22 protein-coding genes and 1 pseudogene are annotated in these 22,591 nt (G+C 34.4%); 16 read left to right on the top strand and 7 right to left on the bottom strand.

What is annotated here, in order from left to right:
* Positions 1-59 precede the first annotated feature (59 nt).
* From ACQKP0_RS19985 to ACQKP0_RS19975, 3 genes are all read left to right on the top strand, one after another.
* A complete protein-coding gene (locus ACQKP0_RS19985; protein WP_427407599.1) occupies positions 60-584 on the top strand; it encodes a DinB family protein in 525 nt (174 codons plus the stop codon).
* Positions 585-608: 24 nt separating this feature from the next.
* The gene (locus ACQKP0_RS19980) at positions 609-1,115 is read left to right on the top strand and encodes a DinB family protein (protein WP_427407598.1); all 507 of its coding nucleotides are present in this window, start codon (positions 609-611) and stop codon (positions 1,113-1,115) included.
* Between the two features lie 202 nt (positions 1,116-1,317).
* Positions 1,318-1,794 (top strand): hypothetical protein, encoded by a 477-nt coding sequence (locus ACQKP0_RS19975; RefSeq protein WP_427407597.1) that lies wholly within the window; start codon positions 1,318-1,320, stop codon positions 1,792-1,794.
* A gap of 236 nt (positions 1,795-2,030) precedes the next feature.
* Here ACQKP0_RS19975 and ACQKP0_RS19970 read toward each other — a convergent pair whose 3' ends face one another.
* Positions 2,031-2,453: a hypothetical protein gene (locus tag ACQKP0_RS19970; protein ID WP_427407596.1), complete on the bottom strand. Its 423-nt coding sequence runs from the start codon at positions 2,451-2,453 to the stop codon at positions 2,031-2,033.
* Positions 2,454-2,853: 400 nt separating this feature from the next.
* On the opposite strand from ACQKP0_RS19970, the gene ACQKP0_RS19965 reads away from it, so the two are divergent.
* Both ACQKP0_RS19965 and ACQKP0_RS19960 read left to right on the top strand, forming a co-directional pair.
* Complete coding sequence (locus tag ACQKP0_RS19965; RefSeq protein ID WP_427407595.1) at positions 2,854-4,383, top strand: hypothetical protein; 1,530 nt, start codon at positions 2,854-2,856, stop codon at positions 4,381-4,383.
* 166 nt (positions 4,384-4,549) lie between these two features.
* Positions 4,550-6,145, top strand: a complete 1,596-nt coding sequence (locus ACQKP0_RS19960; RefSeq protein ID WP_427407594.1) for an acetolactate synthase large subunit — start codon at positions 4,550-4,552, stop codon at positions 6,143-6,145.
* 81 nt (positions 6,146-6,226) lie between these two features.
* Here ACQKP0_RS19960 and ACQKP0_RS19955 read toward each other — a convergent pair whose 3' ends face one another.
* Complete coding sequence (locus ACQKP0_RS19955; RefSeq protein WP_427407593.1) at positions 6,227-6,790, bottom strand: hypothetical protein; 564 nt, start codon at positions 6,788-6,790, stop codon at positions 6,227-6,229.
* A 224-nt stretch (positions 6,791-7,014) separates the two neighbouring features.
* On the opposite strand from ACQKP0_RS19955, the gene ybaK reads away from it, so the two are divergent.
* The 3 genes from ybaK to ACQKP0_RS19940 all read left to right on the top strand — a co-directional run bounded on the left by ybaK (position 7,015) and on the right by ACQKP0_RS19940 (position 10,558).
* Complete coding sequence (gene ybaK, locus ACQKP0_RS19950; RefSeq protein WP_427407592.1) at positions 7,015-7,491, top strand: Cys-tRNA(Pro) deacylase; 477 nt, start codon at positions 7,015-7,017, stop codon at positions 7,489-7,491.
* 639 nt (positions 7,492-8,130) lie between these two features.
* Positions 8,131-9,504: an aspartate aminotransferase family protein gene (locus tag ACQKP0_RS19945; protein ID WP_427407591.1), complete on the top strand. Its 1,374-nt coding sequence runs from the start codon at positions 8,131-8,133 to the stop codon at positions 9,502-9,504.
* 196 nt (positions 9,505-9,700) lie between these two features.
* Positions 9,701-10,558 carry a MurR/RpiR family transcriptional regulator gene (locus tag ACQKP0_RS19940; protein ID WP_427407590.1) on the top strand — a complete coding sequence of 286 codons (858 nt, stop codon included), beginning with the start codon at positions 9,701-9,703 and terminating at the stop codon, positions 10,556-10,558.
* 175 nt (positions 10,559-10,733) lie between these two features.
* On the opposite strand, the gene ACQKP0_RS19935 is transcribed toward ACQKP0_RS19940, so the two are convergent.
* Positions 10,734-12,683, bottom strand: a complete 1,950-nt coding sequence (locus tag ACQKP0_RS19935; RefSeq protein WP_427407681.1) for a TRAP transporter permease — start codon at positions 12,681-12,683, stop codon at positions 10,734-10,736.
* 81 nt (positions 12,684-12,764) lie between these two features.
* A complete protein-coding gene (locus ACQKP0_RS19930) occupies positions 12,765-13,775 on the bottom strand; it encodes a TAXI family TRAP transporter solute-binding subunit (protein ID WP_427407589.1) in 1,011 nt (336 codons plus the stop codon).
* 589 nt (positions 13,776-14,364) lie between these two features.
* Here ACQKP0_RS19930 and ACQKP0_RS19925 point away from each other — a divergent pair.
* The 3 genes from ACQKP0_RS19925 to ACQKP0_RS19915 all read left to right on the top strand — a co-directional run bounded on the left by ACQKP0_RS19925 (position 14,365) and on the right by ACQKP0_RS19915 (position 16,776).
* Complete coding sequence (locus ACQKP0_RS19925) at positions 14,365-15,393, top strand: asparaginase (RefSeq protein ID WP_427407588.1); 1,029 nt, start codon at positions 14,365-14,367, stop codon at positions 15,391-15,393.
* Entirely contained in the window at positions 15,390-16,097 is a 708-nt protein-coding gene (locus ACQKP0_RS19920) for a copper homeostasis protein CutC (protein ID WP_427407587.1), read from the top strand. Before ACQKP0_RS19925 ends, ACQKP0_RS19920 begins: the two co-directional genes overlap by 4 nt.
* Positions 16,098-16,506: 409 nt before the next feature.
* Complete coding sequence (locus ACQKP0_RS19915) at positions 16,507-16,776, top strand: hypothetical protein (protein ID WP_427407586.1); 270 nt, start codon at positions 16,507-16,509, stop codon at positions 16,774-16,776.
* 91 nt (positions 16,777-16,867) lie between these two features.
* Here ACQKP0_RS19915 and ACQKP0_RS19910 read toward each other — a convergent pair.
* Together ACQKP0_RS19910 and ACQKP0_RS19905 are read right to left on the bottom strand one after the other, a co-directional pair.
* Positions 16,868-17,104: pseudogene (locus ACQKP0_RS19910) on the bottom strand (tyrosine-type recombinase/integrase); the annotation flags it as partial.
* Positions 17,049-17,225 carry a hypothetical protein gene (locus ACQKP0_RS19905; RefSeq protein WP_427407687.1) on the bottom strand — a complete coding sequence of 59 codons (177 nt, stop codon included), beginning with the start codon at positions 17,223-17,225 and terminating at the stop codon, positions 17,049-17,051. The gene ACQKP0_RS19905 and the pseudogene ACQKP0_RS19910, both read right to left, overlap by 56 nt.
* 179 nt (positions 17,226-17,404) lie before the next feature.
* Between ACQKP0_RS19905 and ACQKP0_RS19900 the strand changes: the two genes are divergently transcribed.
* From ACQKP0_RS19900 to ACQKP0_RS19890, 3 genes are all read left to right on the top strand, one after another.
* Positions 17,405-18,442 carry a serine hydrolase domain-containing protein gene (locus ACQKP0_RS19900; protein ID WP_427407585.1) on the top strand — a complete coding sequence of 346 codons (1,038 nt, stop codon included), beginning with the start codon at positions 17,405-17,407 and terminating at the stop codon, positions 18,440-18,442.
* Between the two features lie 32 nt (positions 18,443-18,474).
* Complete coding sequence (locus ACQKP0_RS19895; protein WP_427407584.1) at positions 18,475-18,888, top strand: GNAT family N-acetyltransferase; 414 nt, start codon at positions 18,475-18,477, stop codon at positions 18,886-18,888.
* A 274-nt stretch (positions 18,889-19,162) separates the two neighbouring features.
* Positions 19,163-19,756: a YdeI/OmpD-associated family protein gene (locus ACQKP0_RS19890; RefSeq protein ID WP_427407583.1), complete on the top strand. Its 594-nt coding sequence runs from the start codon at positions 19,163-19,165 to the stop codon at positions 19,754-19,756.
* 302 nt (positions 19,757-20,058) lie between these two features.
* Here ACQKP0_RS19890 and ACQKP0_RS19885 read toward each other — a convergent pair whose 3' ends face one another.
* Positions 20,059-20,190, bottom strand: coding sequence for a tyrosine-type recombinase/integrase (locus ACQKP0_RS19885; protein ID WP_427407582.1), 132 nt, complete (start codon positions 20,188-20,190; stop codon positions 20,059-20,061).
* A gap of 585 nt (positions 20,191-20,775) precedes the next feature.
* Here ACQKP0_RS19885 and ACQKP0_RS19880 point away from each other — a divergent pair.
* Together ACQKP0_RS19880 and ACQKP0_RS19875 are read left to right on the top strand one after the other, a co-directional pair.
* Positions 20,776-21,660 (top strand): TIGR01777 family oxidoreductase, encoded by an 885-nt coding sequence (locus tag ACQKP0_RS19880; protein ID WP_427407581.1) that lies wholly within the window; start codon positions 20,776-20,778, stop codon positions 21,658-21,660.
* A gap of 198 nt (positions 21,661-21,858) precedes the next feature.
* Positions 21,859-22,275 (top strand): NUDIX hydrolase, encoded by a 417-nt coding sequence (locus tag ACQKP0_RS19875; RefSeq protein ID WP_427407580.1) that lies wholly within the window; start codon positions 21,859-21,861, stop codon positions 22,273-22,275.
* Positions 22,276-22,591 lie beyond the last annotated feature (316 nt).

Here is a 22,591-nt window from a genome sequence, read left to right as displayed (position 1 = left end):
ATTTAGATAAACACTAGTTAATATATATAAATTGATGAATCAAAGAGAGGAGCAGCTATATGAATTTTAATATGAATGAAGCGATTGAAGTTCTTGAGCGTACACCTCAAACATTGGAATATTTTTTATCTGGTTTGTCTGATAAATGGCTGCAATGTAATGAGGGTGAAGGAACCTGGAATGTTACCGAAGTGATAGAGCATCTTATTGAAGCGGAGAAAAACAATTGGATACCGAGGTTAGAATTTATTATTCAGGAAGGTGAAAACAAGCCATTTCCTGCATTTGATCGTTTTTCGCACTTAAACACAAAATCAGAAACATCATTTGAACAAAAATTGCTTGAATTTAAACATATTAGAGAACTAAATATAAGCAAACTTAAAACTCTAATCGAATCCGAATCGCATCTAGAAATTACAGGTGCACATCCTGCATTTGGGGTAGTGAGATTAAGAGAATTGATTTCAACCTGGGTTGTTCATGATCTTACGCACATTGCTCAAATCGTAAGAGTAATGGCTGAAAGATACAGAACGGATGTCGGGCCTTGGATAGAATATTTAGGGATATTGAAAAAATAATGATAAGTCAGCGTAAAAGGAGTGATGAAATTGAGTGATCTGAATGTGATTGCAACATACAAAAGTGATTTGCAAAACTATTCTATGGAGCAGCTAAGATATATAACAGCTGAAGGAGTTTGGTCGATCGGTCAAATGTACGACCACTTGATCGTCGTTGCTCATGAATATCTTGAAAACATGGAAGCTTGTGCAGCAGAAAAAGAAGAGCAAAAGCTCGGGAAAACGGAGTTTGGTAAGCAATTATATAAAAATGGTGGCTTTCCTCCAATTAAAATCAAATTACCTGACGAATTAAATACACCGCCAAGTAATTCGGAAAGTAATGCTGACCTTACGATTAAGCTAGATGAGATAATGCAGAAGTTGAGATTATGGGAATCAAAAGTTGATGCTATAAATCTGAATTTCAAGATTAAACATATGGGCTTTGGCTGGCTAAACGCGAGGGAATGGTACGATTTGATCGGTATGCATTTCCGTCATCACTTACGCCAGAAGTCTGAATTAGAAGAAAAACTAGGGTTGTAGGAGACTATTTGAATAAACTTTATCGGATCTAATAAAAATTAATATATAGTATCATTTGAGTATGAAAAATATGTACTAAAGAAATTTCCCTACTTTTTATAATGATAGTGGGGATTATTTTTTTGTTGCAGACTTTTTTTCTTATTGCATTAGTAACTATTTTATATGACGGACGTCTACTTATTAAAAGGAGGCATTACAAATGAACAAACGATTATTTACGTTGGTAGTATTGCTTATATTGACTCTTATAGGATGTTCAAATAAAGAAGTAAATGACGAAATAGATAAGGAAAAGCCGCCAAAAGCCTTCATCAAAATAGGGGCCAAGACATACGAGACTAAATTAGGTACGTATTGTTGGCATTTTGGAAACAAAGGCGTCTGTGTGGATACAGCTGGACCAGTAGAACTTTTAAAAGACAAGCAGCCTATAAAAGTAAAAAGAGGTGAAGAGATTACATTCATTATGAACTATGAACCAAAACCAAATAAATTCCATGTTATCCAGATTAACAACAATAACGAAACTGAAATTAAGGTAGAAAATAATCGTTTTACTGCTCCTACACAAAAAGGAGTTTTTTATTATTCTTATGGTGTTTGGTGGATGGATAAAAAGAAAGCAAATGTATCCAATGGGTCTGCTTTCTATGCTTTTGCTCTTGAAGTAGAGTAATTGAACGATGTTTATCTTGGTTTGAAGTCCAGCTTTTCTACAAGTCGAAAATAAAATCAGAATGAAAACTGGTATAATTTTTATGTTTGCTAAAACTAAGATATAAGACTCTTGTAATTGATCTAAAAATATTCTGGTAAAATAATTGAATAAAGGGGATAATAAAACATTTAAGATAAATAGAGTTATCCCCTTTTTTAATTATCCATCCAAAAAACTTGCACTAAGAGTAATTCCTATTTATATTTTGAAATTATCTTCTCTATTACCGGATCTCCTTCCGAACGCATTTCTCCAGGATACTGATGAATAACCAGCACATTTTTTATCTGGTAGAAATTATGACTGACAATATTCATAGACTCCGTTTTTTTCATAAACTCCTTTTTTGCCTCTTTAACTTTGTTAGCATTATTAAAAAAATAAAAATAATATTTGTCTTTTTCAAACTCGTAGACTTTAGGCTTTTTTAACTTTAACCTCTGGATGAAGATAGAATCTTTAATGGAAATAGCTTCTAATTGAATTCCTTGCTCATTAAAATCCTGAACAATTTGATTCTCATCTAGTAAATCTTTTTGTTGACCGCTTGAATCTCTATTGATTCCACATCCCGTTAATACTAAAAAACAGATTAAAACTAATAATTTGATTTTCAAGCTAAAACTCCTTTCACATTAATGATAAGGAAATGAATATTCACATGAACAATTTATATATATAATTCTATTTAGATTATTTTGTAAAATATTCCTTCTTATATTTCTATTTTTTCATTTAATATAGATTCTTAGTAGGGTAGCCATTTAAACTTATTAAGTATAGCTTGTTTGCTTTTAATCTTCGATAAGCTTTCATTAAGATGACTTTTGACATGTCGTTAAACAAAGATAATTCTATGAGTCTAAGAGTAAGTTTTGTTATTTTCAACCATTTCACTTTGTTGATATACTTTTGACATAGTTTAATAGTTTAAAAAAATGAAAAAATTTAATCTGTAGTGGGAGGAGCCGAACCATGAACTATAAAATTTTGCCTTTTTCTCATGTAAAGCATTTGTTGCCAACGGACAGCTGGGCATATGCCCGTAATGAACGAAATGACGGAGAATTCGAAACAGAATTGGTCGTCTTATTCGAAGGAAATACTCAGCTCGAAAAATTGAATCTGGATAAGCCTTTCAAAGAAGAAAATGTTTTTCTCGTATTGGTGGATGGCAATCTCATAGTCGAAAATTATATTTATAACGATGAAACTGACGGTGCGACTGGGCTTATCGTAAAAGGCAATCTACAAACTCGAAATATGGTGGTCGGTGGTCAGGAGATATATGTAACCGGCAATTTGCATGTAACGGAATTAATTTGGGGGGATTATAATCACGGAGATTTAACCGTAGCAGGAAATGCTTCCGCTCTCCTCTTCATGGATACTGACGAATATTATGTGTCGATCAAGGGGGAGCAGCAATTCATCTTGCGAATCAGCAATTGGGACGAATTTGGAAATTGGGATGACTTGGATGACGAATTACTCCAAGAGGTATTTGTGCAAGAATGCCTTTTAAAGTTAGATGAGAAACTGTATTTTAATAGGGGGAGGATGCTCGATTATTTTGAAATTAGACATTCGGTCATCATCCCTGACAAAGTCAAAAGGGTGGAAGAAGTCGACATTCCTTTTTTGTTTGAAAACGCTGATATCAGCATTGGGAACCTGTTGCGGTTGGCGGATTCGAACTTGATGCCATACGAAGCAGGTGAAAACAAAAGCTTGAAATACGAATTTTGGCTGGAAGACGAGTTTTTTCGCGTTATCCGTGCGGCACGACCATCGGAATATCGGGCGGTTTATTTTCAACAAGATCAATGCGCTATGATCGTGGAGTTAATAGAGAATAAACAGGAAGACAATTTATTAAAAAAACTTGTCCGTAGAACAGAAAAACCTAGCATGATCCTAAATTACAGATGGCGTTATATTGAAGGGAAGGATACGGAATGGTATACGCTTGATGTCCGTTCTCCCGAGCAGTTTCATCATCTTCTGAAAAATGGATGGCGCACTTTGCTAACGAATGTATCCCGGTTTGAATATTATCGCCGGTCCATTAGTCCGGAACAAATTAGAGACCTACTTTCTTTGCCTGTCGCTGAACCATATGATGATTTCTATGGAGAAGAGAAAGGCGGATTCTGGAGCGGAAATATGTTTACCGCATTTCGTCAACCTGGAGTGGTACGTAATGGAGAAGAAAAATCACCTTGTTTTGTCGTCGCAAGGGAAATAGGAGATGAAATGGAAATCTACCATTTTTCCGTAGAAAAATGTATGGATGGAAATGATGTCGTCAATATCCTTTACCAGGCTGAAAATGGGTACGAGCACAGTGCTTTCTCTGTTTGGGATGAAGAAAGGTTAAAGATTGCTTGCAGGCTATTTCGTAATGCAGAAAGGAGACTTCTTTCACTCAATCGAAACTTGCTTGCTGGGGAAGTTCCTTATGATGCGGAAGCATTTGCCATCGAGCATTGGAAACGAAAGGGCTATATTAGTTTTACAATCGATAATGAACATTGCGATCTTTAAGATAGATTATTTCTAAAATCCGGCGTTATTTTACTGAAATGACATTGATGTTATAAATCCGAGTTTTTCTAATAGTACCTCTATATTGCTAAAGAATTGGGCAAAATAAATAGAAAAGGGTTTTTTGAGGAAATTATTATGAAGAGAAGAATTCAAAGGAGGAGCTATGAAAGCTACGGATGTAATCGTTCAATGTTTAGAAAACGAAGGTGTTGAATTTGTTTTCGGAATACCTGGTAAAGAAACACTTGACCTTGTTGATTCCTTATCCAAATCTAAACAAATACAGTTTGTGAATGTTCGACATGAACAGGGGGCTGCTTTTATGGCAGATGTATATGCCAGATTAAGCAATAAGGCCGGAGTTTGTTTAGCCACGTTAGGTCCTGGGGCTACGAATTTGTTGACCGGAATATCGAGTGCACATTTAGATCATTCACCATTAGTGGCATTAACTGGACAGGCTCCATTTGAAAGGCAGCATAATGAATCCCATCAATACTTGGATATTGTGAATATATTTGAACCAGCAACAAAGTGGGCTGCACAAATAAAAGATTCTCAAACGATACCAGTCATGATTCGAAAAGCTTTTAAAAAGGCATTAATGGATAAGCAAGGTGCTGTAATCCTTGAAATACCGGAAAACTTAGCATCACAAATGATCTCAAATAAGCCATTAGCTATTAAATCTATACCACCAAGTATTCCTGTAATCGAAGCTTTTCAATCAGCCAAAAACCTTATTCAACAATTTAAGAAACCCTTTGTTATTGTTGGTAATGGGGTGATTAGGCAAAAAGCAGTTGAAGAATTACAAACCTTTATTAACTCCCTACAAGTGCCAGTCATCCATAGTTTTATGGCAAAAGGGATATTACCGAAAAATCATCCTCAAAATTATTTTACATTTGGATTTAATGAACAAGATGAAGCGCTATCTAGCATTAAAGAAGCGGATTTGCTTATTGTTATCGGATTTGATTTTGTAGAAAAACTGCCAAAAGAATGGAATAAAAAGAAATTACCTATATTACATATCGATACATTACCTGCAGAAATAAATGAATATTACCCTGTAGAGGTAGAATTGGTTGGAAATATAAAGGAAATTCTCCGAGAGTTTAATCAACTTGTTATTTCGTCAAAAACTTGGGAGCCTTTAGGACATCACCGGGAACAGATAATGCAAGCATATCAAATACATGAGAAACAGATAGAACTAGACTCATTACCTTTAACCATTGAGAATATTCTCTATATCATTGAAAGCATATCTACAGAGAACACCATTGTGATTTCAGATGTAGGATCTCATAAAGTATCAATAGCCCGCACCTTTCAGCCAAAAAAGCCCGGGAGGTTGATCATATCAAATGGACTCGCCTCGATGGGTATTGCTTTGCCAGGTTCAATTGGTGCTAAGCTAGCATGTCCAATTGATCCTGTAATTTGTATTACAGGGGATGGGGGAGGAGTAATGAATTTTTCTGAAATAGAGACGGCTAAACGTCTTGGACTATCACTAATAATCATTGTTCTAAATGATTCTGTTCTAAAACTAGAGCAAGAGATGATGAACAAAATGTTTGGAAAAAGCCACGGTATCTCATTCCAAAATCCTGATTTTGTCCAATTGGCGGAAAGCTTTGGCATTAAGGGAAGAAGAGCAGATAACCTTATAGAAATTGAAAAAACGATAAAAGAGGCTCTAGAAACTTCAAGTGAGATTGTATTAATTGACGTTCCTGTACAAAACTGACACTTTTCAATCGTTTGGAATGAGGACGATCCTTCTACGAATATTTAGAAATAAAGACTTCTATTGGAGTGGTCTGGAAAGTTACGATGTTATAATCGTTTTTAATCTTTTTACTAACACTAAACCCACTTCCACCCATATCCAACTATAAAAGAAAGAAAATAACAATATGAGGCCTGCAGTGGTAGAAGAAAACGTTTTCGAAACTGCGGGACCTAGTATCGGAAATTTGAGTAAGTACAGTAAAATGAATATTCCTGCAGTTAAAACTATCCCACCACTTAGTATTATGCTTAGTCTCTTTTTGAAAAAATGAAAGGCAATCCCAGTTCCAAACCCTAACAATCCTGTTGTAAATGGGAAAATCATAAGTTCGCTTGGTTGAAGAATAAGAAGTAATAGATTCGTAACCAAAAATGAAAAAAATCCAATAGGCGCCGAAAGCATAGAACAAAAAAGAATTGGTGCAGTAGCTAAAGGACTAATGAGATATCCGATTCCTGGTAAAAAACCTCCGGCTGCTGAGAAGATGGCAGACAAGCTAGCGAAAATAGCTCCTATCACAAGCCGTTTAGTGTTAGACATTTTATGAAAAGCTTTTTGAATAGAATGGACAACATCTGGAATTGAATTTAGAAAATACATGGTTTCACCTCAGTTTATATTAATGGGTCAAAGGCGGTTCGATCTTTTTACAATATATTAATCAGTTGCAGGAGGGAGAACTGGAAAAACGGAATCAAATGATATAACAAATGGTTTCAAAAATGATATAGATGAAAATGGTAGCTAAATAATTTGACCTTATAAACATTATTTTTTAATCTAGAAAGACATACTACTTTACGGTTTTTAAAAGGAGAATAGAAATGTCAAAAGCAAAAACAAATGCCATGCGAATTCTCGATCAAAATAAAGTAGCGTATCATATCATAACGTATGAAATCCAAGATAACAAAATAGACGGGGTTTCTGTGGCTAAGAAGATAGGTAAGAATCCCAGCATGGTTTATAAAACATTAGTTGCCTATGGGGAGAAAGAGAGAATTTATGTATATGTGATTCCTGTAGAAGCTGAATTAAATCTGAAAAAGGCAGCTAAAGCTGCTGGTGAGAAGAAAGTTGGAATGCTGCCTGTTAAAGATATTCAAAAGTGGACAGGATATATTCGCGGCGGATGCTCCCCAATCGGTATGAAAAAGAAATATCCTACATTTATTGACCATAGTGCATCCGGTTTTGAACGAATTGTCGGCAGCGGTGGAAAAATTGGAATCCAGATAGAAATAAGTGTAGAAGAATTGAAAAATGTAACAGGAGCAAATTTTGACGAGGTCATAAATTAACTTATAGCCTAGTAAACAATCAGAGTGACCACATCTTTTTAATACATTAATATAAATAACCATCAGTAGGGAAAAAAATTTCCTGCTGATGGTTTTTTTTAACATCCTCATTCACTCCTAGAAATTAATCGAGTAGGAATACCAATGCGTTTTCTCTAGTAAGGTAATGGATTCATTTATGCTAAAACTCACACTTTTTTTCCTCACTATCGGTAAGCCGTGAAAAGCAATCGCAGGAAACCACGGTATCATAATATTTTCAATCAACATTTCCAAAAAATACTAACTGCCTCGATGGCATAACTTCCAGAATTTCTATGTACATTGTTTCTTTTGAAAACTTGTAAAACAACCACAAATATATTCTGAATTTAAAAATTAGTGTAAGTAAATAAACAAATAACAATTGACAATGAAATATTTATTTCATAAAATTTGTAACAAAGAAATATATATTTAAATTTTATAAGGAGGATTTATAAAGAATAAAAACTTTACATTTTTCAATAGATAAAATGCATCTGTTAATTCTGCATAAAATTCAAATGTATGCCATGTAATTCGGTAATGAAATCATTATTTTGAAATTTTTCATTAGAAAAATAAATTTCTCATACTGTGAAAAAGGAGCTATTGAAAATGACAGTAGAAAGTAATTCCATCCTTTTTGAAAAAACAAAGACATCGGCGAAACTATTTGAAAAAGCATGCGAAGTGATTCCAGGGGGAGTTACAGCAAATATTAAATATTTTGCTCCACACCCATTAGTGATGGAAAAAGGAAAAGGAAGTAAGTTATTTGATGTAGATGGAAATGAATATATTGATTATTTACTTTGTTATGGAGCACTTATTCTTGGACACGGACATCAAAAGATACTGGATGCAGTAAACCACCAATTACTAGAGGCAGGTACGACGATCTTCGGTACTCCACATCAATTAGAAGTTACAATGGCAGAAAAACTGATTGATTTATATCCAAGTGTTGAAATGGTACGTTATACAAATTCAGGGTTAGAAGCGACCCTTCTCGCAATTCGTACAGCTATGGCTTATACAGGAAAACCAAAACTAGCTAAATTTGAAGGACATTATCATGGCGGATACGATCAAGTTCTTTTAAGTGTAAATCCTGAAATGGATCAATCTGGAACTGCACAATCGCCTAATTCAGTTCCAGAATCAAGAGGAATTCCGGATTATTATGTTGAGAATACGATCATTCTTCCGTTTAATGATCTTGAAGCAACCGAGCAAATATTACGTAAACATGCACATGAAATTGCAGGAGTTATTCTTGAACCTATACAAGGCGGCTTCATTCCAGCAGAGCAAGAGTTTATGGCAGGACTTCGAAGAATAACAAAAGAGCTGGATATTGTCCTCATTTTTGATGAAGTAAAAACAGGATTTAGGGTATCAATAGGAGGAGCTCAAACAAATTATGGTATTAAACCCGATTTAACAGCACTAGGAAAAGTACTTGGAGGCGGATTTCCAATTGGAGCAATTGGTGGAAAGCGAGAAATAATGATGATCAGTGCACCTAATAGTGGACGCGACATTTTAACTGCAGGTGCAGAAAATGCAAATAAAGAGGATGTGTTGTTCCATAGCGGAACATATAATGGGCATCCAACGATACTTGCTGCAGGTTTAGCGACAATTAATGTTTTAGAACAAGAGGGAACGATGGAAAAGTTGTTTTCCAAAACAAATACTTTACGTAAACAATTAGAGAATGTTTATAAAAATTATGGTTTAGAAATGCAAACAATCGGAATGGGCAGTATTTTTAATATTATTTTAGCTGAAGGTACGATTAAAAATTATCGTGATATGAATAAGACAAATACAAAATTAAGAAAAGAAATTGACTATGAATTATTGAAGTTAGGGATTTATTCAAAGCCACTGAATCGTTATTCAATGTCGGTGGTTCATACAAAAGAAGATATAGCACGTACAGTAGAAGCGCATGATGAAGCGATTAGAAGGGTATTAAAATAAATTGGTAATTTTAAAAAAAGAGGCTGATTCAAAGTGTTTTTAACTTTGGTCAGTCTTTTCTTAATTTTACATAATATTCGCTAATACACTTGACAGATAGGGATAGTAAAAATTAATGTAAAAATAATGAATATGTAAAAAAATGAATGGGACATACTTAAAAATTGCTTTAATACAAAAAGGAGCTTTTATTTTAATGATAAACGTCTATCAAAATATCGCCGGAAAACTAGAGGGAATGAGCAAGTCTCACTTGAAAATAGCTACATATATATTAGAAAACCCTACAACCGTTCCATTTTTAACAGTCGGAAAATTAGCGAAAATGGCAGGTGTTAGCGATGCTACAGTAGTACGTTTTGCAACCTCGCTTGGATATTCCGGTTATCCTGAGCTTCAGCAATATATGCAAGATTCTGTTCAACAGCAGCTAACAACAACTGAGCGGTTAAAAATATCTAAAAAAGTATACAGTAATGAAGGATTAGGAGTATACGAGATTTTTCAAGATGATCTATCAAACATAAAATCCACAATGGAGACACTGGATCTAGATGCTTTTTATAGAGCGGTTAATTGCCTGTTAAAGGCAAAAAAGGTATATATAATAGCAAACCGTAGTGCTACTTCTTTAGGGGTATTTTTACAATATTATCTTCAAATTATTTTGAATAACACGGAACTTTTGCAATCGGTAGAGACATCATCAGAAAAACTATACAATTTAAGTAAAGAGGATGTCGTAATAGGTATTAGTTTTTCGAGATATACGAAAAGTACCGTTAATATGTTTGCTTTTGCCAAGGAAAAAAGTGCAACAACAATCGCAATCACGGATAATTTTTTATCTCCACTCATCGCACATGCTGATATTTCACTTACAGCATCAAGCCAAATGCCAAGTTTTATCGATTCTTTCGTAGCACCATTAAGCCTAATAAATGCATTAATAATGTTTGTGGGTAAAGAAAAGCAAGAAGATATAACTGATCGATTGGAAATTTTAGAGGATATTTGGAGTCATTTTGATATTTTTCAAAAGAAAAAAGAATAAATTAATTCGCCTTACTTTCCATAAAGGACAAGTAAGGCGTTTTTTATATTGGCTGTTAAGTTGCAAAGTCATTCCTTATCTCGTTGACTTTGATAAAAATCAGGTTCCAAAAAATGAATAGTGGGAAGGGCTAGTACCCATTCTCACTATTTCTTACTTCATCTAAATAAAAACTTCACACACTTACCTGAATAGAATCATTCCCCACATTATCTTTCCTACGTTTTTGAATAAACCAGATAATCCCTATAACACAAATTCCTATTAAACTACTAATAAGCTGTGGTGCAATTAGCATGATCCCAGCAACAAACAAAACAACTCTCTCCCACCAATATGCTTTTTTCATGAAAAAGCCAATCATCGCACTACTTACTGCCATCATTCCCAACATTGCTGTTACAATCGCAAGTATTAATTTAAATAGGGATACATCTACTAATACTAGAATGGGATTGTACACAAATATATATGGAATGATGAAAGCTGCGATGGCTAATTTTACCGCAATCATTCCTGTTTTAAACGGATTGGCCCTTGCAATCCCTGCGCCAGCATACGCAGCTAAACAAACAGGAGGTGTAATATCCGCGACAATACCAAAATAGAACACAAACATATGAACGGCAATTGGTGCAAGCCCAAACTCATTGATAAGAGCTGGCGCAGCGACAGATGCAGTTACTACATAGTTTGCAGTGGTAGGAAGACCCATGCCAAGAATAAGGCAAGCAATCATAGTGAAAAATAAGGCGAATATGAGATGTCCTCCAGCTAATGCTATAATACCTGCAGCAAATTTTGAACCTAATCCAGTCATACTAACAACTCCGGCAATAATACCTGCCGTCGCAACAGCCGCAATAACTGGTAATGCAACACGAGCACCTTGCTCTAAAACATTAATCGTTTGTTTGAAGTTCATTCTCGTTTCTTTTCTAACGAGGCTAACTAAATAGGCAGAAACGACACCTAGTAATGCAGCTCGCTGTGGAGTAAATCCAACTAAAAGTGTCGTGATAATAATAATAGGTGGAATAAGCATAAATCCGTTCCGAGCCATTAATTTTCTAAAACTAGGTAGTTCAGATTTTGGTAGTCCGAAAATCTTTAGCTTTTTCGCTTCAAAATGGGTTCCCATAAATATCCCCGAAAAATAAAGAACAGCTGGTATTGCCGCCGCAAGCATAATGGAAGAATAGGGAACGCCTAAATATTCCATCATGATAAAAGCTGCAGCTCCCATTAACGGTGGCATAATTTGTCCGCCAGTAGAAGCAGATGCCTCTGTTGCGGCTGCAAATTCCGGTTTAAAGCCTGCTTTTTTCATCATTGGTATCGTGAAAGAGCCCGATGCAACTGTATTTCCAACAGAGCTTCCTGATATCATCCCTTGCAAAGCACTTGCCGCTACAGCTGCTTTGGCAGTACCACCCGTGAATCTGCCTGTTATGGCGAAGGCTATATCGTTAAAGAATTGTCCGATCCCTGTTTGGACAAGTATCACACCGAAGAAAAGGAAAAGAAAAATAAACTTTGCGGAAATTTGAACAGGTGTACCAAACACACCACTTTCTCGGTACCATAGATTGGTTGCTGTACGTTCTAAGGAGAACCCTGGGTGTGAAAGAATATCGGTTGGAATGAATTTTCCGAATATCGCATATAAGATAGCTACACTAGCAACGATAATGATCGGTAATCCGACTGTCCTTCTTGTTGCTTCTAATACAAGGAGGATTCCTAAAATTGATATAATCATATCGACTGTACTATAACCTATAACTCTACTTTGTAATAATGAATCAAAAAAGAAAATTTTATGATATGTAACATAAAGGGAGGTAAAAGCAAATAACACATCATACCATGGAACCGTTTTTTGCTTTTTTTGTAATCCTTTTTTAGCTGGAAATAGTAAAAATATCATTCCAAGTGCAGTACCTAAGTGGACTGCGCCTTGTATTTGGGTTTGCATCGTTCCGAAATATCCTGTATATAAATGAAATAATGTTAATGCTACTCCTAAAAAGGTGACTAACCATACCCACTTGCCTAGCTTCAGTCGATACTGATGTTCTTTATCATATTTTTCTAAAAGTGCTCGAGTATCTACTTGTTCCATATTTTTCACTTAAACACCACCTATTAAAATAAAATGGGAGGAAGGGGCTCGTACCTGTGTACGGCACCTTCCTCATTACATCTACTTCATTAAATCGTCTAAACTTTTAATCCCTGTTTTTTCACGAGTAATAATTTGAACGACTTCAGGATAAATATGACCAATAAACGCCATATTTTCAACTTTGCCATCTTTAAAATCGGCTTTTCCCTCCCAAGCATTTAAGGCTGGAACGTGTACTGTCATCCCAAGATCCATGTGTCCTTTACCGATTGTGGCAAGATTTTCTACCGACGCTCCAGTTTCGGTATTTGTGATGTTTACACCATTCAGATGTTTATTCCAAATATTCGCCATTTCACCACCAAGAGGATAGTAGGTTCCTCCTTGGCTTCCTGTCCCTAAAATAAACTCTTTTTTGCGCTTTGTAGAATCTGCTTTTACCGTAGCTACTGGATTATCCATCTTCAAGCCTTTTTCTTCAAAGTAACGCTTTGCACCTGGATGAATAGGGAGCCCTTCGGAGCCCTTCAAAGCATTTTCAAGGGTCGTATGTACGGCTTGAGCATGCGTGTTTTCGCTTGCATAATCAAACATCGCTTTTGTTATTTCATATCCAAGTTCTTCATCAATGGTATCGGTATTCGCTACTAATATGGCATAAGCTGTAACCGTTTCCACATCATTCTTCAAAAATTTATATGAATTTTTCGGTATCGTATATCGCCTATATCCGCTATTTTCTTCAATATGTTTAATTGCTTTATCTGATAAACTCAGCATTTTAACATCCCCAGATGCAGCTTGTAAACTCTCAATACTACCAGTTGGTAAACCCAAAATACCGATGGATATATCTATATTTCCATCCTGAACTCCATCTGCAGCGTCACCAAAACCTTCTTGAAACGCTTTGTAATCATCTTTCCCAATACCATAAGCATCTAAAATTAAATGTGAAATAGTTTGAGTTTCACTTGCTGGTGGACCTATGGCAATGTTTTTCTTCCCACCACTCCCACTGCAACCTGCAATGACAACCATCAACGACAATAAGAATGTCATTAAACCAACTGTTCGTTTCTTTCTCATATAATACCCCCTTTGATATTTTATCCCTATTGTTAATCAGTTTTTTATAAAAAATATGTCGTACAGGGACTAGTCACTATTATTATACGGGGTTTAATTTACAATATCTATATATTTTTCTATATTTTCTAAAAACTATAATTATTTTTTAGATTCTAATTTATTTCGAGAGTGGCTATTACACTTTGTATAATCCCTTTACCTACAAGATTAGACTTTTTTGATTATCTTTTCTAAATGACTACTTGGAGATTAAATCTTCATTTAGGTAGAGGACATTGACTACACTCAGCATGCGGGTATCACTTCTTTATAAAATTATTTAATACCTAATATAGCTGTTAATAGATAACTTCTTTATTTATTAAGCTTTATATCTGCAAGACTCGTGAATAAAAGTGTAGAAGAGTTTCCTTCGAAATAGTCCCTAAATAAGATTAAATTGAATTATAATAAAATAAACGGAGGACTATTTGGATGAAAAAATTACATGATATTGATGAAATCTTTACAGTGTTGTATCCTTATGAAATGTTTGTGGGAAGATTAGTTACCACATTAAAAGTGTAGAAGAGAGGGAAGAAATCAAATGGATTTTGATATATTAATAGAAGAAACTAGGTCAGGATTGGTTGAGAACGTTCATAGTGGGATGATTTGCGGTGTAGATGAAGACATGAATACGATTTATCATGTAGGTAATTCTGAGCATATCGTCTTTTTCCGTTCAGCTTCAAAGCCGATCCAAGCTCTACCAATTTTTTTAACTAATATTATTGAAAAATTCGGACTTACAGAACAAGAGGCTGCTTTATTTGCTGCTTCACACCGCGGGGAATCCTACCATATTTCGGCACTTGAATCGATGTTAGAGAAATTACCCGTAAAAGAAACTGACCTTTTTTGTCCACCTTCCTATCCTTTAAATGTTAACCCAAGAGAAGTAATGATAAGAGCAGATATCGCTAAAAGAAAGCTTTATCATAATTGTTCAGGGAAACATATGGGCTTTATTACTGTTTGCCGTGAATTAGGGTATCCTGTTGAGGGATACTGGAAGGTGGAACATCCGCTCCAACAACAAATTATTCAAATTCTATCAACATTATCAGAAGTTCCTATTTCTAAAATTAAGGTCGGCATAGATGGATGTGGTGTTCCAGTATTTGCGATTCCTTTAAAACATATGGCATATACATATTTGAAATTAGCTTGTCCTGATCTTATAGAAGAACCCAGTCTGCGGAATGCAGTAAAAAAATTAACAAAAACAATGAATCGACAAAATCAAATGATCGCTTCAGAACACTTTATTTGCTCTGTTCTTTTACAGGATGATAACATAGTTGCTAAAGGTGGAGCACAAGGTGTGTATTGCTTTGGTTTAAAAAATGAGAGAATAGCCTTCGCGTTAAAGGTCATCAATGGATCAGAAGAAGTTTGGCCGAACATTGTTGCCTCCATTCTCGAACAAATAGATTATAAAAATAAAGAGACAATTAAACGATTAAGAGCTTTGAAGCCAGCCATCGTTAAAAATGATGCAGGTATTGAAGTAGGGGCGATAAACGAAAAATTTTCACTTTATTTCAATAAAAAAGGAGTTAAAAAAATATGATAATCGAAATAATTGCCGATTCATTAAGTGATGCAAAAATTGCAGAGGAGGCTGGTGCGAACCGTATCGAATTGATAACCGGCGCATTGGAAGGTGGTCTTACTCCAAGTTATGGATTAATCGAAAGTGTTTGTAGCTCAGTAACTATTCCAGTAAATGTAATGATTCGTCCACACGCCCGAGGTTTTTGTTACACAGATGAGGAAATTAATATCATGGCTAGGGATATTAAGGTATGTAAGGATTTAGGTGCTTCCGGTGTTGTACTAGGTACTCTCACACAGAATAGACAAATTAATGAAGATGCTTTAAGCTTCCTAATTGATGCTGCAAAAGGATTGGATGTTACTTTTCATCGTGCATTTGACGAGGTCAATGATCAAATAGAAGCATTAAAAATGATTCAAAAGCATCCGGAAGTTTCAAGGATACTTACATCTGGCGGAAAAGATAAAGCCATTGATGCTGTAGAACAATTTCAGGAATTAGTAAGACATACTGAGGATAGTAGTCTTTCTATTTTGGCTGGTTCTGGACTTACTCCAAGTAATATCGTTATGTTTTTAGATAAAGTGAAAGTAAAGGAAATTCATTTTGGATCAGCTGTACGCTTTCAATCTAGTTTTTCTCAATCAATCGACCCCTTGAAGATAAAAGAAATCAGGGATTTTGTATCAACTAAAAATATAAGATATCCTTATTAATTTTTGTATAAAATGCGCAGAAACAAGTAATTGTGAATGCGTGTTTTATTTTTTTAAGAAAAAAGTTAATTAATTGTTGCAATCGTTAGTTAAAGCAAAGCCAACTTTAATTAATGGTTATAACGCCCAATCCTCATCGTCAAATCCCCACTCTGTTGAATCTGTAATATATAGTTGAATACCGTCTTTTTTTTCAAAAGACCATAATTAAAGGCAAGAATATCTTCTTGTACTTCTCTGGTTCAAATAATTGGTTAAGACCATCTTCAAATTTTTTGTATCCCTTTTTTCAACTTCAATATCATCTCTATTTGTCGAACGATTCATATTTTTTAATAAAAGGAGTTATCAAATAGAATATAGAATTATATAGCTAATAGAAAAATAAGGGAATTAAGGAGGAAAATAAATGAAAAGAACAATAATTGGTGGCTTTATTTTGCTAGGAGGATTATTAGTTACTTTATCAATAATAATAGCAAGTGCTATTTATGCAACTAGTATTACAGAATGGTCGGGTAAGTCTAAATTGTGGTTTGTGATTTTTGGGGAAATGCAATATGGGGATGAAGTTGTACAGTCTTTATTTCTAGGTTTTCCATTCGTCTTAGGAGTATTGTTTACGATATTAGGGCTAATCATTTTGTCATACGAGTATTATAAAACATTTAAAAATTAAGGATAAAATAAAGAAAGTTCCAATTAAGATAAAGGGTTCAAGAGTTGAAGGTACAAGGGTATTAACTTAGACGCTGCTCCTATTTTGTCTGTTAGAAATACTTCTGATATAATCCCTTCATTATCCAGCCACTCAACTCAGCATATATTCGAGTTGTTTCACTCTTCTCATGTCCCATCAAACTCTGTATCACTTCAATTGGGGCCAAATTATTTAATAAGTAGTTGGCATAGCTGTGTCTCTGTTGATGTGGATGGATTTCCTTATAGATGTCAGCTCGTTTCGAAATTTACTTCATAATATATCTCATCTTGGCAATGCTCATTCTGTGACCCATGTACAATAGCTGATCTATTTGACCAGTTAATACAATTTTCATCTAAAGAAAAAACTTTTCCAATAATACTTTTGTCCGCTTCGTAAGATTCCCATGCTTTAGATAACAGCAAATCAATTCCCTCCTATTTAATTAATTTAAGGAATTATTGAATACTATACCGGATGGAAAACCTTGTAACTACGCTTTTGGAGGCAGGTTAATTAATCGTAAATTTATAATCCGAAAATTCACAAAGGAACATACGTTTGTGGTATAATTCTCCTAAAGTTACAAGTAAGGAGGAATAATGTGAAACTTAAAAGTATTAACATTAAAGAGCGTATGGATCATTATAATGTAACGGGTTTAAGTCTTACTTTAATTGATAATGATCAAATCAGTATTACAGAAAACTATGGATTACTAGAGGCAGTAAGCAATAAAAATGTAAACAGAAATTCTATTTTTAATGCTTGTTCAATTAGTAAGTTTCTAACAGGAATGCTAGTTATGAAATTAACGGAGCTAGGTCTTCTTGATTTAGAAGAGGATGTCAACAAGAGGCTTGTATCATGGAAAGTACCCGACAATGAATTAACTAAAAATAAAAGGGTTACATTACGAAACTTGCTTAGTCATCAATCTGGAATTATAGACCCTGAAGGTAGTTTCTCTGAACTTCATTCGATTAAGGGGATTCCTTCAATGGTTGAAATATTAGAGGGATGCTCACCTTATTGTAGCGTTCCTATTGAAGTAAAGTATGAACCTGAGAGTGAATTCCACTATTCTGATGCAGGTTTTTGTATCATTCAAGTACTAATAGAAGATGTAACTAAAAAACCTTTTAAACAAGTTGTGAGTGAACTAATATTTGAACCATTAAAAATGGAAAATAGTACAATAGTTACGAAAATATCAGAAATAAGAAAAGAAGACTTTTCTTGTGGTCATAACAAAAATGGTGAAATAGTAGATGGAAAATACCCTATATATCCTTATCCAGCAGCTTGTGGACTTTGGACAACCTCTTCAAATTTAGCCCAATTGGTCATTGAATTGATGAATGCATTAAAAGGAGAAAGTAAGATTGGGATTTCTGCAAGTTTAGCAAAAGAAATGATAACCCCACAAAGAGGAAAGGATTGGACTGGGCTAGGTGTATTTTTAAATGGTTCAGAAATGGAGTATGAAACTACATCACTTGGTTGGGGAATAGGGTTTCAATGTATGATGGTGGCGTTACCGTATTTAGAGAAAGGCGCTGTCATAATGACGAATACAGAATTAGGTGTTCATCAAATGGAAGGAATTATAGGAGAAATATATAAATCTCTTATGTACTAAGAAACGATAATTTAATTATGGGGATGAAAAAGATGCAGATATCATTTGCCGATTTAACCCATACACCTCAAGTCGTGTCTTTCTTCAAAAACAATTTAGAACATAATAACAGTGCAGTTTATTCTGAAGAGTTTTTATGTCCTCTCGGAATTAAAGGTGCTATAAAAAGAAAACAAATGATAGTGGCGATATTCAATGGTCAAGTAGTAGGAGCTTTTCGATTTTATAGAAAAAAAACAACCAATACCATTTCGCTTTACCAGTTTGCTATAAGTGAGATTTATCGTGGTCAGGGGGTGTTAAAAAAGATGTTAAAAACTATAAATGACTTACCAATCCATGCATTATGTCCGATGGAATCAGAATTCAATGAATACTTTTACAAGTCGGGTTGGCATCTACAAGAGCATAATCCAGAATTTAATATGTGGGTTTTTAATGACTAAACATTGGAAATGGTCCCTATGAGGGATTACCTATAATGCGTTCAGAAAAGTTTATTTTCTACAACAATGAAGCGAGTTAATCCAAAAAGGATTTACGTATTAATTGATGGGTCCTTATCGGGGCAGAATAGCGACATAAGCATCATATTAACTTTCCAAATTAGGTTTGCTTGACATGACACCAATTAATGTCCTACTATAAAAAATTGGAGAAATTGAGAATGATCATTTTTGACTGTCAGCTGATCGAAAAATTGAAGTGGGGTGTACCTTGATGACAGAGAGTAGAATGAATCCTAAGGTTGATGAATTTTTAAGTAAATCTAAAAAGTGGAAGGAAGAATATGAGAAGTTGAGAGATATCGTTCTTGACTGTGAGCTGACCGAAGAATTTAAGTGGATGCATCCTTGCTACACGTTTGAGAAAAAAAACATAGTTTTAATACATGGATTTAAAGAATATTGTGCACTTCTGTTTCACAAAGGTGCCTTGTTAAAGGATGCCCACGGGATTCTAATTCAACAAACGGAGAATGTCCAGGCGGCGCGCCAGATTCGGTTCACCAATGTTCAAGAAATAGTTGAAATGGAAGACATCTTGAAAGCCTATATTTATGAAGCCATTAAAGTTGAAAAAGCCGGTTTGGAATTGAATTTTAAAAAGAATGAAGAATACATAATTCCTGTAGAATTTCAAAATAAATTAGATGAGATCCCTGCCTTGAAAACCGCTTTTGAGGCATTGACACCGGGAAGACAAAGAGCATACATTCTTTATTTTTCGGGGGCCAAACAATCTAAAACTCGAGAGTCAAGGGTTGAAAAATATATGCAGCAAATTCTCAATGGAAAAGGATTAAATGATTAGTATATTCGATAGAAAAATATATTAATTAAACTTTAAGATATAACATCACTCTGCGTTCATTTGAACTCCTTTTGGATAACAGGTAACACTTAATCAAATAATTTAAAATGGAAAAAAAGTGATCTTTAGAGTATAAGCCAACTACCGTACAACAGGCTTCCCCATTACCAGCTAAGAAAAGAATAATACTGCACACAAAAGTGTACCCTTTAGCTTTTTGCTGAAAGGTACGCTTTTCTTAACCTACATGGGGCTTATTTCAATAAGCTCTGATTTCCAAAATAAAATTAAAATAAACTTCTCTATGCTTGTCTCTTTTTCCCCCTTACGATTACAGAATGATTAGACCAATTGATGTTATTCTTATTAAGTGTTACTATCTCTCCAAACCTGCATCCTGTAGAAAACATGAACTCAAATAATGCCTTTTCCATAGTTGTATAACAGGCTTTCCGAAGATGTTCAATCTCCCTTTCTGTTAAAAATTTAGGATTCGTTTTCCTACCTTTGGTTCTTTAATCTTAGCTGCTGGAATTTTACTAGTATGTCCTTCTTCATGGGACCAAAGAAGAAGTGATTTCATTGAACGAATACGATGAGCTAATGACGAAGGTTTTAATGTTTTGCTAGATTTAGAAAAGTAATCTTTCAATTGTTCAGTTGTAGTGAATCGATTTCTACATCTCCAAAATGATCCATAAGTTAGTTAACTTGAAGCTGATATGCTTTTAATGTTTGTGACGAGAATCCTTCTATTCGCCTATCCGATTCATACGCTTTCCATGCTTGCGATAATAACAAAATACATCTCTCCCTTAAAATTTCTTTTTTTAAGGAATTATTGACTGAATTCTCAAAATTGAAACGGAGGAGACTATTCAACTATTGTGCAGGTTGAAGAAGGAACTATTCTAAACTATCTAGAAATAAAGACTGTAATGAATAAAGATTAAGGAGGTTAGTATGCTGCTACCACCTGAAATAAGAAACCGATTTTAAAAATAGATTGGAGTTTTTATATGAAGAAAGTAGTTTTAGCAGGAGGAACAGGCTTTATCGGTGAATATTTTAAGAATAAATTTAAGGAATTAGGATATGAGGTAAATATCATATCACGGCAAAAGCAACATATTTCTTGGGAAGATAAATTGGGCATTATAGAGGCATTAGAAGATACTGAACTTCTTATCAATCTTGCGGGGAAATCTGTAAATTGTCGATACAATGAAGCAAATAAGAATGAAATTATTAATTCAAGGATATGGACAACTACATTACTTGGAGAGTCTATACAGGCATGTAATAATCCACCAGAGATTTGGATGAATTCCAGCACGGCAACCATTTATCGACACGCTGAAGATCGTCCGATGACAGAAGAAAAAGGAGAGATTGGTTCAGGATTCTCGGTTAATGTTGCAACAAACTGGGAGAAAACCTTCTTTTCCTTTGACTTACCAAAAACAAGGCAAATCGCCTTACGCATAGCTATTGTATTAGGTAAGAACGGCGGAGTAATAATACCTTATCGAAATTTAGTGAAGTTTGGACTTGGAGGTATTCAGGGAAAGGGAAACCAAAAGTTTAGTTGGATACATATCGAAGATTTGTTTAAAATCGTTCTATTTTTGAAAGATAAAGAAGAGCTAAGTGGAGTTTTTAATTGCTCTTCACCACAACCTGTTAGTAATCGTGAATTAATGAAAGTACTAAGAAAAACGATGGATGTTCCATTCGGTTTACCTTCGCCCAAATGTATGTTGGAGATTGGATCACTACTAATTAAAACAGAAACAGAATTGGTATTAAAAAGTCGGTGGGTTCTTCCAGACCGATTAGAACGTGAAGGTTACACGTTTACCTATAAAACACTTGATAAGACCTTACAAGACATTTTAAAGTAAATGTAATGTTCTATGAAGAAAGATTGTGAAAGGTTACACTTAAAGTAAAGGGGGCTTTACTTCAATAAAGAGTAAAGCCTTTTTGCTATTCAAATAATAAATCAGGTTAGCTAAAGAAGGGTTTAAAACTGTTTTAGTAGAAATTGTAATAATAATTTGACTGTAGGAGGGGATTTGATGTATCCATGAGCAAATACTTTGGGATTAATTTTTAAGGATAAATTTATTCTTCTAGAAGAACAGGAAGGGAAACACTCAAAAGGAATTGGATATTACTATCGTCCAATCGGAGGTACGATTGAATTTGGAGAGAAATCAGACGAGACTTTAGCAAGGGAATTTAAAGAAGAATTGGGTGTTGAGATTGTTATAAATCGCTATATTTCTTGTTTAGAAAATATTTTTAAGATAGATGAAAATGTGGGACACGAAATAACACAAATTTATGCTGTGAACTTTAAGAATGAAAATTTATATGAAAAAGAATTTTTTACTGTTTCTGAAGGGGATAAGGTAACGTACGCTAAATGGGTGCCAATAGAAGAATTGATTACAGGGCAAAAAGTATTTTATCCTAATGGATTAACTGATTTAATAAAAGAAGTGATTGTATAAATCCTCTTATTGAACTCTATAGGGGGATTTAACACAAAAGGGATTTATGCTCTTTTTTGTTGAAGTTTCTATTGAGCTAAACCAAGGGTGGGTTAGTTCAACAAGAGTTTTGGAAAAAAACAATAGAAAGAGACCAAAAGGGGATATTACTAAATGAATAATAACTTTATTGAAAACATTCAATTGGTTTATTCTGACCTTTCCATTGAAGACTTTTATCATAATGAAATTGGACAGAATAATGACGTGTTAATTGTAAACAATTCTTTGGTTTTTAGATTTCCGAAATATAAAAATGGAATAATTCAATTAAGAA

Origin of the sequence: Heyndrickxia sp. NPDC080065 (assembly GCF_050281185.1) — a bacterium.
GTDB lineage: Bacteria > Bacillota > Bacilli > Bacillales > Bacillaceae_C > Heyndrickxia.
Note: the sequence above shows the minus strand (reverse complement) of the source record. Positions and strands in the feature narration are given on the sequence as shown.